The 12,134-nt window shown below is 38.2% G+C and carries 15 protein-coding genes; 2 read left to right on the top strand and 13 right to left on the bottom strand.

What is annotated here, in order from left to right; genetic code table 11:
* Window positions 1-119 precede the first annotated feature (119 nt).
* The gene (locus tag RCG19_RS13545) at window positions 120-557 is read left to right on the top strand and encodes a MarR family winged helix-turn-helix transcriptional regulator (protein WP_308107578.1); all 438 of its coding nucleotides are present in this window, start codon (window positions 120-122) and stop codon (window positions 555-557) included.
* Window positions 554-721, top strand: coding sequence for a hypothetical protein (locus RCG19_RS13540; RefSeq protein ID WP_308107577.1), 168 nt, complete (start codon window positions 554-556; stop codon window positions 719-721). Before RCG19_RS13545 ends, RCG19_RS13540 begins: the two co-directional genes overlap by 4 nt.
* Window positions 722-814: 93 nt before the next feature.
* Here RCG19_RS13540 and RCG19_RS13535 read toward each other — a convergent pair whose 3' ends face one another.
* From RCG19_RS13535 to RCG19_RS13475, 13 genes are all read right to left on the bottom strand, one after another.
* Window positions 815-1,363: a DUF3231 family protein gene (locus RCG19_RS13535; RefSeq protein WP_166246738.1), complete on the bottom strand. Its 549-nt coding sequence runs from the start codon at window positions 1,361-1,363 to the stop codon at window positions 815-817.
* A gap of 5 nt (window positions 1,364-1,368) precedes the next feature.
* Window positions 1,369-1,926: a DUF3231 family protein gene (locus RCG19_RS13530; RefSeq protein ID WP_308107576.1), complete on the bottom strand. Its 558-nt coding sequence runs from the start codon at window positions 1,924-1,926 to the stop codon at window positions 1,369-1,371.
* Window positions 1,927-2,158: 232 nt separating this feature from the next.
* Window positions 2,159-4,237, bottom strand: coding sequence for a HAMP domain-containing sensor histidine kinase (locus RCG19_RS13525; RefSeq protein ID WP_308107575.1), 2,079 nt, complete (start codon window positions 4,235-4,237; stop codon window positions 2,159-2,161).
* Window positions 4,212-4,898 carry a response regulator transcription factor gene (locus RCG19_RS13520; RefSeq protein WP_308107574.1) on the bottom strand — a complete coding sequence of 229 codons (687 nt, stop codon included), beginning with the start codon at window positions 4,896-4,898 and terminating at the stop codon, window positions 4,212-4,214. Before RCG19_RS13520 ends, RCG19_RS13525 begins: the two co-directional genes overlap by 26 nt.
* Before the next feature lie 56 nt (window positions 4,899-4,954).
* A complete protein-coding gene (locus tag RCG19_RS13515) occupies window positions 4,955-5,515 on the bottom strand; it encodes a class I SAM-dependent methyltransferase (RefSeq protein ID WP_308107573.1) in 561 nt (186 codons plus the stop codon).
* A 228-nt stretch (window positions 5,516-5,743) separates the two neighbouring features.
* Window positions 5,744-7,069: a group II intron reverse transcriptase/maturase gene (gene ltrA / locus RCG19_RS13510; RefSeq protein ID WP_308107572.1), complete on the bottom strand. Its 1,326-nt coding sequence runs from the start codon at window positions 7,067-7,069 to the stop codon at window positions 5,744-5,746.
* A 689-nt stretch (window positions 7,070-7,758) separates the two neighbouring features.
* Window positions 7,759-8,076: a PTS sugar transporter subunit IIA gene (locus tag RCG19_RS13505; RefSeq protein WP_308107571.1), complete on the bottom strand. Its 318-nt coding sequence runs from the start codon at window positions 8,074-8,076 to the stop codon at window positions 7,759-7,761.
* A 91-nt stretch (window positions 8,077-8,167) separates the two neighbouring features.
* Window positions 8,168-8,485: a PTS sugar transporter subunit IIB gene (locus RCG19_RS13500; protein WP_308107570.1), complete on the bottom strand. Its 318-nt coding sequence runs from the start codon at window positions 8,483-8,485 to the stop codon at window positions 8,168-8,170.
* Window positions 8,486-8,498: 13 nt separating this feature from the next.
* Window positions 8,499-9,584 carry a DUF871 domain-containing protein gene (locus tag RCG19_RS13495; protein ID WP_308107569.1) on the bottom strand — a complete coding sequence of 362 codons (1,086 nt, stop codon included), beginning with the start codon at window positions 9,582-9,584 and terminating at the stop codon, window positions 8,499-8,501.
* 86 nt (window positions 9,585-9,670) lie between these two features.
* The gene (locus RCG19_RS13490; RefSeq protein ID WP_308107568.1) at window positions 9,671-10,105 is read right to left on the bottom strand and encodes a DUF3284 domain-containing protein; all 435 of its coding nucleotides are present in this window, start codon (window positions 10,103-10,105) and stop codon (window positions 9,671-9,673) included.
* A gap of 5 nt (window positions 10,106-10,110) precedes the next feature.
* Window positions 10,111-10,293 (bottom strand): DUF3188 domain-containing protein, encoded by a 183-nt coding sequence (locus RCG19_RS13485; protein ID WP_308107567.1) that lies wholly within the window; start codon window positions 10,291-10,293, stop codon window positions 10,111-10,113.
* A gap of 14 nt (window positions 10,294-10,307) precedes the next feature.
* Window positions 10,308-10,532, bottom strand: coding sequence for a hypothetical protein (locus RCG19_RS13480; RefSeq protein WP_308107566.1), 225 nt, complete (start codon window positions 10,530-10,532; stop codon window positions 10,308-10,310).
* A 77-nt stretch (window positions 10,533-10,609) separates the two neighbouring features.
* Entirely contained in the window at window positions 10,610-12,019 is a 1,410-nt protein-coding gene (locus tag RCG19_RS13475) for a PTS sugar transporter subunit IIC (RefSeq protein WP_308107565.1), read from the bottom strand.
* Between the last annotated feature and the right edge of the window lie 115 nt (window positions 12,020-12,134).

The following is a 12,134-nucleotide window of genomic DNA, read 5'->3' as shown; positions in this document are numbered from 1 at the left end:
TGATTTGAAAAAGGTGATATCCCATTTATGGTAAATGAATTTTTACCATATCTAAAATATATTCTTGATAATATTCAGTAATAGTAATAGTATTATTACTATACGAAGGAGGATTATTTATGACCGGAGAGATTGCAAAAGAATATATTGCTTTGATTCCCAATCTATTTGGAAGTTTTAGCGAATTAAACAAGGATTCAGTAGGTTTAACACATATGCAGAACCATGTTATCGAGTTTATGTATATGCAACAAAAAGCATTGAACCTTAAAAATATCAGTACTGGTTTAAATATAGCAAAACAGCAATTAACAAATGTTATTAGTGATTTAGAAGCAGGTGGATATTTGGTAAAAGTTCCTGATACGAAAGACAAACGTGCTGTCTTAGTATCCCTTACACCATTGGGCAGAGAAATTGTAGAAAAGAAGTGGAAGAAGATTTATCTAAAGTTTAGTCAAAATCTGACCAAGTTAAGCGATGAAGAGCGTCTTGATTTACAGTTTGCCCTTCATAAAGTAAATGTATTACTAAAAAAAATGGAGGATGAGGTATGAGTCAAAGACAGAGAATTTCAATCATAGGTGTAGGTGTAATTATGGGTCTAGTACTAGGTTTGATTTTTAAAGATATGTATAAGTGTTTAATTACCGGAATCATCGTATCTTCAGCTATCACCGTAATGCTAAGCCAACAAGCGAAAAAAACAACCCGGGACTAATCAATTATAGGTATAGCAATGCAACGAATCGGGGAACAATCCCCCGATTCCTCCACAGGAAGCCTGTGAACATTGGACACTTTCTGTCTTGTATCATGGTTTCGGTAAACCTGGCGGATAATAGTATGGTGGAACTTTGAGCCACCCCCGTTTTTTTACCAGGGCTTTCAAAGTTGCTCCAAATGTCATATATTCTTGTAAAAGTTCAATCCAAATCAACTCAACATCTGTACGTAAAGCTTGGATTATGGCTGTTGCACAAAATGTAATACCCAAAACAATTTTAATATTAAGGCTGTTGGCAAGTTCATCCTCTGTTAACTTTACCCCTAGAGGAATTTCGGTTGGCTCTGAGATTGGTTTCGATTCACTTAATGACGGGAAAGGAACACCTTCTCCTTTCATAAAGGTCATGATCCGTTCTTTCTGTGATGTGAACATCTGTAATGCTTCCTGAAAGGCTTTCCTTAATTCAGGGTCCGTTGTACTGTTAATCCCTACTTCAGTATGGACTTGTTCGTCTGCTAATTCTGAAAGATAGGACCAGAAATCCATGACTTCACCGACATGTAATGGCGGTTTTGGTTCTTCGTCAAACAACGATTTCACAACATTTTTAACGGATTCTGTTACGTCAGGCACAATCTTCACCGTCCTTCTTTTGGTAAACCCGATGAGTAATAGGGTGGTGGAACTTTAAGCCATCCCCGTTTTTTTAACAATGACTTAAATGTAGTTAAAAATGCTATCAGTTCTTGCAAATATTCAGCCCATATTAAACCAACATCGCTACGAAGAGTTTGAGAGGAGGAAGTGGCACAATTTGAAATCGCCATCCCTACTTTTTTCTTCAGACTGTTGGCAAGTTCAATATCTGTCAACCTAACACCTAATGGAACATGATTAGGTTCTGAAATTGGTTTCGATTCACTCAATGGTGGAGAAGGAACCCCCTCCTTACGCATAAATTCGCTTAGTCGTTCTTTCTGAGATTTGAACATCGTTATGGCTTCATGAAGTGCCTTCCTCAATTCAGGGTCTGTTGTGCTATTCATTCCTGCTTCCGTCTGCACATGTGTCTCGGCTGCTAATGCTAAATAGGTCCAACATGACATGGCTTCACCAATATGTAAGGGCGATTTTGGTTCATGGTCAATAAAAGATTGCACGACACTTTTAAGTGCTTCTAATACATCTGGACACATACTACACCTTCTTTCTTTTTAATACATTTCCCTACAAGTTTTTTTATCATACAAAATTGTTGCTTTGTTGCTAAACCCTCTTCGTCCTCCACTTTATGAGTTGCTTATTATTGTTAGCAATTTTATCTCTTCAAAACCGACTTATCACTTACCATAACGGTCAGTCCTCCCCAAAAAACCCCACGATGATTACATCCTGGGGAATATTTCATAATTTGGTTTACCTTATCAATCACTCATTACTATGCTTAGGCAAATAGATCATTGTCTTAAATAAATCCCCATCAATTTGAATCAAAAATTTCCCCTGTTGTATATCAATTAGGCTTTTGGCAATGGATAGCCCTAACCCGCTGCCTTGACTGGATCTGGATTCATCGCCTCTTTTAAAACGCTCCATTAGTTCATCTGCCGAAATATTTAACTCATAAGCTGAAATATTCTTGAAGGTAACAAGGATTTCGGTACCTAAATCTTCAATATTAATATAAACCCTTGACCCTCTCAGGGCATACTTAAAGATATTGGATAATACGTTTTCAATAGACCTCCACACTAATTTTCCATCGGCGGCCACATAGCATTTATCATTAGGGTTGTTGAGCCTAAATTCCAAATCCTGCTCTTCAATTTTTTCACTTACTTCTCCCAGCCCTTGAGTGATTAACGACACAATATCAATTTTCTCAATTTGCACCGGGATATTTCCGCTCGAAGCCTTAGCAGCATCAAACAAGTCATCCGTTAAGGTTTTAAGCCTCTTTGATTTTTGATCCAACACGGCGATATATTCTTCCATCTTGGAAGGGTCCTTTTCCTTTTTCAATAAATCTACATACGTGATAATGGATGTTAACGGTGTTCGAATATCATGGGATACGTTGGTGATCAGTTCCGTTTTTAAACGCTCACTTTTTAATTCGTTATCTACTGCATTTTTCAACCCATCGGTAATGCTGTTAATATTGGCAGCCAGACTCGCAAACTCTCCCTTTCCATCTATATCAATGCTATGATGGATTTCGCCATTTTTGATTCTCTCTACTCCATCCTTTATGGCCTTAAAGGCCTTCACTTTCTTTAAGGCGAACCAGGCAGCCACCCCTATGGTGATCGGAAACATAAAAAATGTTATAGCAATCAATAGTGGATAGCCTATAACAATCAGGACTGTCTTTACTCCAACATTTCCGCTATCGTAGACATTCCTTATAAATAGGACAATTCCTTTGATAATTTGATAAATCAGGCTATGCCTAACCAGCGTTCCATTCTTAACATGCCTTACCAATGATAGAATCAATACGAAAAAAACTACGGAAAAAAGAATCGTAATGGGAGTGACCCATTTTATGATAGTTGGAAGTCCAACAAAATCAACTATCGCAACCCAAAGCGCTATAAGTCCTGCACATAACAAGAGGTTCAAATCACTATATAATTTATCGAGTGCATGAAGGTGCGCCTCTTTATCTTTAAAGGACTTTCTTCCGTTTACAAGGATCAGATAGAAAAATGTTAAGATAAATCCAGCTAGAAACCCAAGTAATCGATAGAAGTCTTTCGTAGCATTTCCTTTATTTTCTTTCCAGGCATTTATTTTCGAATGTAAGAAATCCTTAGAAAAAGCAACATAAACCTTATTGTTATCCGAGCCCATTTCATCCATTTGCATCGTAACCCAATCCAAGTATTTATTTGCTTCAATTTCTTTTGGATAGACCTCTTGATTATATCCCTCAAACACCATGTAGGATGGATAGGTTTTAAACGGTTCTTTTTCTTTCATCATACTATTTGAATATACATTTACACCATCGCTTGCATAATATACTGGATCCTTAACCTCTTGAATATTTTGCTCTAGTAAATGAAATTCTCTTACATCCTTCTTGATCAACCGATCCCTTACCTGGGCAATTTTATCGGCATTCTCCACTTTAAACTTTTCATAGTTCTCCGCTTCACTAAGATTTGGATTATAACTTTTTGAATCAACCTGAAAATTGAAATACAAGTCCTGTACTTCATTTCTTAATTCTTCCTTACTAATCGTCTCACCCTTTAAAATATTTTCTTCATTTTTATACTTCAACAGACGGGTCAGATCACTCATGAGATTATCACTTTCTCTCATAAATGACTTGCTTAGGAAGTAGTTGTCTTCAAAAACCATTCCAACATCCCCATCTGCCATGTCATCTAAATCGACAATTGCTTGTATGACACCTGTAAAACAGGCAATCATGATGATAAAGACCATCAACTTTGTTATCATTGAGTGGCTAAATTTTTTCGACCTTATATCCAATTCCCCACACCACCTTTAAATATTTTGGCTCTTTCGGATTGATTTCTATTTTCTCTCTAATTTTTCTTATATGAACGGTAACGGTATTTTCCGGGCTAAAGGCTGTTTCATTCCATACTTTCTCATAAATCTCCTCGATAGAGAACACTCTTCCTGCATTTGCTGTCAATAGTTTTAAAATCTTGTATTGTACTGGAGTAAGCTGAACCGCCTCACCATCCACGGTGATCATTTTACATTCATCATCAATCATCAGCCCACCTGTTTTAAATACATTGCTCTTGGTTTCAAGGCTCCCCAGTGTGGTATATCTCCTAAGCTGCGATTTAACCCTCGCAATTAGTTCCAAGGGATTAAAAGGTTTGGTAATATAGTCATCTGCTCCAATATTTAATCCTAATATTTTATCGTAATCCTCACTTTTGGCGGAAAGCATAATCAGTGGAATGTTATTCTCTTCCCTAATCTTCCTAGTAGCTCTTATTCCATCCATTTTCGGCATCATAATATCCATGATCACTAGATGAATCTCCTGATGGTCGATGACATCAATTGCCTCTATTCCATTAAAAGCTTTGAAAATAGAAAAACCCTCATTTTCTAAGTAAATTCCTATTGCATCAACAATTGCTTGATCATCATCACAAACCAATATATTCACTAAATCCACCCCTAAAATAAGCTAAAATGTCATGTCACTCCCCCTATTATTCGTTTTTAGCTAGGTTTTTTGCAAACATAAACAAAAGCTGGCGGGAAATTTAACGGGACATAATCAATTCTCTCCATGTGGAAGGTTTTGGAGAGTTGCTTTTTCATTTGTAAAGAATATTGAAAAGCAATGAAATAACCCCCTGGTTTTAATGAATCCAGCACTTGATTAAGTAATCTTTCACGTAGTTCCTTTGAAAAATTAAAGAAGGGTAGTCCGCTAATGACACAGTCTAATTGCTGAATATCATTGTGGCTCATTACATTTAGTAAATGAACAGCGTTCTGGTTACAAGGGTAATTCGGGAATTCTTGCTGGAGGTTCCTCCTCATTTTTTCATCCTTCTCGAACAGAAGCACAGTTGTTTTTTTAGATGCATGTGATTTTATTTCTTTTGTAATCGAACCCGTACCGGAACCAAGCTCAGCTATTGCCTCTACTTCATTCCATGCCACCGGCTGAATCATTTTTCTTGCCAAAAAACGTGAGCTTGGCCATACACTGCCGATCTCCATTGGCTTTCGGAAATAGGATTGCAAGAATAAAAAGGAATGGTGATTTTTCAAATAATCTCTCCTCACGCACGGCTAATAGCCTTTTTGTCTGATGGGATTATCTTAATGGAAAAATCTTAGAAACTAGTGGATAGATTTCTTAAGAATTTCTTAACGTTTACTAGTTGGGGTTCAAAAGGTGGAATGCGGGGCGTTGCGCAAATAGAGTAGGCGCATGAAATTATTCATGCGCCTCTCACAGATCCGTACGTGCGGGTCATCGCATACGGCTCCTCCACTTTATCCCCGTTGGGGATGTAGTTCATTGTAGATATCCAAAAGAAAAACGAGTTTGATTTCACGAAACCTTTCATTAGGAATCGCAAAATGTACATGTTGAGTCTTTGAGTTCTTCCATCTTGTCATTGAAAGACGAGGAAGTTCACCCTCCCAATTCCTTTTTCGAAGCTCCCTGTGGAGCTTTCTTATTCTCTTCCAGCTTCTTAACTGAATCATCCTAAGCCTTCTTCTAATCCATGAGTCCAATTGTTGAAACAGCTTCTTTGAAAATCCAATACCAAAGTATCTTCCCCATCCTCTGATAATCGGGTTCAACCGGCGTTTGACGAATTCCTCCAAACCTACTGTTTGGTTTCTTCTCGTTACCGTTTTGATACTTTCCTTGAATTTCTTCACTGCCTTATCTGATGGTGAATGAAAGTATCCTTTTTTGAAGATGTATCCTAAAAAGATAAACGGTTCTTCAAGGTTGTCTACGATTTTCGTCTTTTCTGGGTGTATTTTCAACCCTAACTCATCTTCAAGGAGTTTTACTACTGTTTTTAGAACTCTTTCTGCACCCTTTCGTGACTTGCAACAGATGACAAAGTCATCTGCATACCTTGTTATGCGGTGACCTCGCTCCATCATCATTTTATCTAGTGGATGAAGAAAGATATTTGCTAACAATGGACTGATTACGCCCCCCTGTGGACTCCCCTTAACATTTTGATAGTAGACACCGTTTTCAAGTATTCCTGATTTTAGGAACTGTAAAATTAGAGTTAGTACACTGCTATCTACAACTTCTTCCTTAATTAATTCAAGGAGCTTATCATGGGGGATTGAATCAAAGTAAGTTTTTATATCAGCGTCTATAACATATGTGTACCCATCTTTTAAATCCTGCCGGATTTGTTCAATCGCCATATGAGCACTGCGATTCGGACGGAATCCAAAACTACAATCTAGAAACTTCTGTTCAAAAATGGGCTCAAGAATTCTTTTAGTTGCGGCTTGGATAGTTCGGTCTCCTACTGTGGGAATACCTAACGGACGTTTTGAGCCATCAGTTTTTGGGATAAAGACTCTTCTGACTGGTTTAGCACGATATGTTTTTGAACGTAAAGATTCTTGGAGCACTCTTAAGTTGTGTTCCAATTCTTTTTCAAAATCTTTTATTGTTACCTTATCCACACCGTGAGCACCACGATTCTTCTTTACATCATAAAAAGCTTGTTCCAAGTTTTGATAGTCCCAAATTTTATCAATTAGGCTGTACCACTTGCGTTTCTTTTTAGAGCTCTCAACTACACGTAAGCTTCGTTTCCCTATAGATTCATGCATGTATTCGTTTCCTTTCCCAATAAAATATCAGCAGTATAGTTGGTTCAATTACTGATACCTATATTAGTACTACGCCCTAAACAACCTACTTTCTTTCGGTCTCGATTCTTTGGCTGTCTGCCTCATCGACTTCTGTTTAGTACATGACGAGTAAATAAGTTCGTGTTGCTTTTCTTCCATGGACAGACGGGCTTCGCATCAGTTCACTGCCTTTTGAGTCAATGTCTGCCTTACCAATTTCATGGTAAGTCACTTGTCTTTGCGGCATTTCCGACAAGCTTATTCACTACTATCCCCTGCTCTGACTTCTCACCTTCCATAGTCAATTTCTTGTCCATCGCGGCTTTGAAAAAGATTTACCACCTACGGTGGAGAAGATGAGATCTCCTTGGGTCACGTCATCGTCTTTCACTCGAAGCCAGTCCTCATAACTAATAAGATACAGAGTGGTATTGGACATTCCCACTTTTGGCAGGGTTATCCCATCTTACGAGCCAACATAGTTTCAGCCACCTGTTCCGAGTTTTGCCTTCAGGTCCTCCGCACGAAATCTCACGATACTCGCACTACCTGTCAGCTATACATTTCCGCCACAACGGCATGTTAGGGACTTTCACCCATTAGAGCGAAGCGCTGCCAAGCGCACCAAAAAAAAGTAGCCGTTAAGACTACTTTTCATTTACGCTTCATTACTTTCCGAACCTTTTATACATTTCAATCATTTCTTTCACCAATTCACTTATTGTTTCTGTACTCATTAATTGGTCTTCGGCATGCATAAAGAGTAAGGAATATTCAACTTTGTCTCCAGCGGCCTCTTTTTGAATTAGGGAAGCGTGTACTTTATGTCCTTCAACAAAATATTTCTTTGATTCTTCTATTTTTTCTTCTGCCAGAACAAAATCCCCTTCCTTTGCTGCATACAGGGCTTCCATTACCAAACTTTTTGCTGTTCCGACATGACTAATAATTTGAAAAGCGATCATCTCTAAACGTTCATCTGCCATTTTCATTCACATCCTTCTATTCGCCCAAGAATCGTAAAAGGGAATAGTAACCTTACGTTACTACTCTTTCAATTGGAATCTCAAAGACTGATTATTTAGTATCAATTAGTTTTAAGGCCTGTTCTAACACCCTTTCACCGTTCATCAATCCATAATGTTGCATATTGATTGAGTCAACCGGGATATTTTTTCCTTGTAGTTTTTTTTCAAATTGAGCTTGCATATAACGGACCTGTGGACCAAGTAATAGGACATCGATATTTTTCTTTCCCAACATACTATCAACCTCTGATTGCGGAACTGCGAAAATATCCGCTTCAATATTTTGGGCTTCGGCTGCTTTTTGCATTTTTGATACTAACAGACTTGTACTCATTCCGGCTGAACATACCAACATAATGGTTTTCATAGCTATTCCCCTCCTATATTGAAAGTGTAAATGTTGACCAAGGCTTGAGGTAATCTACTAAAAAGATGGAGTCCTTTTTAAGATGCCCGATGACATTCCGATTGCCCTCGTTTTCCATATCCTTTAATGCGACTTGAGTTTCGCCTTTGTATTGACCAAAATGATCATTACAAATTAAAATATCACCTTTTTTAATGGGTTCCGTATGATGGGCCGGAATACTTTCATCTTTATATTTAATCCGTGTAGAAGTTGAACGAATCATATATTCCGAGCGATCCCCTCTATATAGATGGATCTCATCAAGAATTATTTTCCTTTCTACATCAGAAAGACTATTGATTAATTCAATTTCAAAGTTTGGATGCGCGCTAAAAAATGCTTCTGACATTGCTTTTAATTCTGCTTCAGTTGCATATGCATTACCAATTAATAAATCATCAATTGTCCCCATTAATCGATAGTGGGTAACTTGAGTCTGCACATTTAAGCCCCGATGCTGCTCTAATGTACACAAGCCCGTTTGAACAGGCCATGGTCCGAATTTACCTTCCATTGACGTAACAAAAGCTGCGGTATGAATATTGTATTTAGTAAATTGGGCTGTGGTCTCTTCAAAATGAGATTGTGATATACCAGAGTATTTTTGTGGGTAAAAGTTATGTGAGGCGCGAAAGTTTTCCATATTTGGATGGTAGCTTACGATATTTTCAATGTATTTTGTGCCGCTGCTCATATTTACTTCGATCTTCAAATGAAAGGGATTCTTTGTCATGAGGGATTCCTCAAAACCAGTAAACCCAATATCCAAACGAATTCCTGCCGCCCCTAAATTTTTAAAAAAACTGAGTTGATCATAACTAATATTTAGTTGTTTGAATAATCCAGGGTTGATATCTACGATCGTTTCCATTCCAATTGAATTGCCATATTCAATTATTTTGTTGAATTTATTAATAACTTCTTCTGCATCTCCATCAATTTCTAATAAGCTAGTGAAAATTCTTGTGAAGCCATGTTTCCTGGCAAGATCAAGATATTCTTTATCATGTTCAAAGGTGCTTTTTTCAGGGTATATAGATAAGCCTAAATTCCCCATTTTTCCTCCTCCTATTTCAACAGAACATTTTATTTTATATAAAAGTGGTTTATTTTTCAGTTGTCAGTTTGAACTTTTTTTCTTAATCACTTTCCATCGACTTCTTGTAAATAAGCCGCTTCTATTTGTTTCAACATTTCTTTAAATCTCCTTTTTTTCAACGGAGACCAAATGATTCCGATAAACATATCATTTACATTCTGGAGATAGCCAAAGGAGTCCATCTTTTCAATATAGTGCAATTCACAACTCTCTTCTGTAAGTGGACGAATCTTGTATACTACTAAAAAGTCATGTTTATTACTAGTTGTTCGATATTGATAGGACGTATTTTGAGTGATTTCTTCAATCCGAATGGTGGCTTTAGCATTTTTTGAAAACGTTTTAACATATTCGAACCCTGCCAATTGTTTTTCCGATACCTTTTTCCCCGTTTGGGAATGGATGTCCGCCAAGACTGATTTTATAATCGTCTCATAAAGAAATGCTACCGGTACTTTCATTTTTTTTACTATTTCCATCCCATTCACCTAATCTTCTTTTCTGTTTTATTTCGCTTCTTTTCCTTAATAAGGATAATAGTACCAACAATAAGAAGAAAGAGTGCCGTAGTCAAATTAAGAATATCATACTGTCCTGTTTTAGCATTTGCGCTGAATAGTAATAGGAGACAGCCGATGCTAAGAAGAAATAAACCCCATTTACCCACGTTCATCATCCTTTTTATTTGGCTGGGGAAGAACGGAAATAAAGTACCGAACCCCACGGCTGTTTTTTAATAGTCAATTTCGCCAAATTTGATGCTTCCTTCAAATCTTCCGCGTTTGTTTCAAAATAAAGATTGATACCCTTTTTTTCTTTAAAAGAAAATCGAATCCCCTCCTCGTTATAATTGTTCAATAGTTCAATGATTTTGTCGTGAAATACTCCTGCACTTATTTCAATCATGTTTTCTACCCCCTTCTCCATGTGAAAGAAGGATGAGCCACTTCTCTAGGGAAGCAGCCCCCCATTTGAGAAATCATCTATTCAGACTTATCAGGTCCTAAATCTGGGTCCAACTTGTTTGCAGAGATAACAAATGGAATCCAAATGGCAAATGATACTAGCATGGCAACCAATGTAACAATTGGTGCACGCCAGTCCGCCCCAGTTGCCAAGAAGGATAGTAAGAATGGAGGTGTCACCCAGGTCACTTGTTGCGATACCGGATTAACAAGTCCCCACATCGTCGCCCAGTAACCGATTGAAACAGACACAACTGGTGCAAGCAAGAATGGAATGAACATCATTGGGTTCAATACAATTGGTAAACCGAACAGGATTGGTTCGTTGATATTGAAAATACCAGGTCCTATGGACAAATTAGCAACTGTCCGATAATCTTTCCGTTTAGAAAATAGAAGAAGCGCTAAAATTAATACAATGGTTCCGCCTGAGCCGCCATACCAAGCATAGGCGTCAAATGACCCGCGAACCCACATGTATCCTTTAGAAATGACCAAATCAGCTCCGCCTTGTTGGAACAAGTTAACGTTTTCCAATTGGGCAACACCGAAGACCCCTTCCAGGATTGGCGCAAGAACGTTCGGTCCATGAATTCCGAAGAACCAAAACAACTGAACGAATAAAGCAACTAGGATAACTGCTCCAAACCCTTGGGACAGTCCAAGAAGCGGCTGAGCCACCGTTTTTTGCAACCATTGTAAGAAAGTCATATCTGGCACGATCTTGGAGAAAACGAAATAGAAAATTCCAACTACATATAGAGCGGCAGTTGCCGGGATAATGGAGGCAAATGCTTTCGAAATGGCTGGCGGAACGGAATCCGGCAACTTGATAGTGATATCCTTCAACATCAATTTTACATATATCATAGTAGCAACAAAACCAATAATCATGGCCGTAAAGAAGAGGTTAGCGTCCAAGTTGTTTAATGGGAGCCAGCCCCATCCACCAGCAGTGATGCTATCAGCAGTTGCAGACCACCCGGCTGCATTTATGGCATCTACAGTGGTTGCATCCAATTTCAATCCAGAAATGCCACCGGAGAAAGAGAACGTAATCCCGGCAATTGAAGCCGCTGTTGACACAATTCCACCAGATAACTGGTCAACTCCATAGGCTTTGGCAAGATTATACCCCCACGAAAATACAAAAATTAAACCGGCAATCGCAAGGGTCCCACTCCATACATATCCATTAACGGCAATAATTTCTCTAATAACTGGAATGCTGTTCCCATCGTACCCATCAAAGAATTGCGGTGGCAGATCCCGTATAAGAGCGTTAATCATAACGGCCACAGAACCCGCCATCGTTGCCGGGATTGTTCCAATAAATGCATCCCTTAAAGCAACCAGATGCTTTTGGCCCCCGATCTTACCCGCAAGTGGCAGAAAATACTTTTCCAACCATGCAATTAAAAATTGCATTGTAAAACCTCCCTATAAGGATTTTAAAAACATGTTCTAAATCCAAATACTAGGTCAAAGCAGGTTTCTTTTTTCTTAAACTCTCTTTGTTTTCCTTCCATCGCATCCCACCTTT

Origin of the sequence: Neobacillus sp. OS1-2, from assembly GCF_030915505.1 — a bacterium.
In the GTDB taxonomy this organism is placed as follows: Bacteria; Bacillota; Bacilli; order Bacillales; family Cytobacillaceae; genus Neobacillus.
This window is presented reverse-complemented; position numbering and strand designations above follow the sequence as displayed.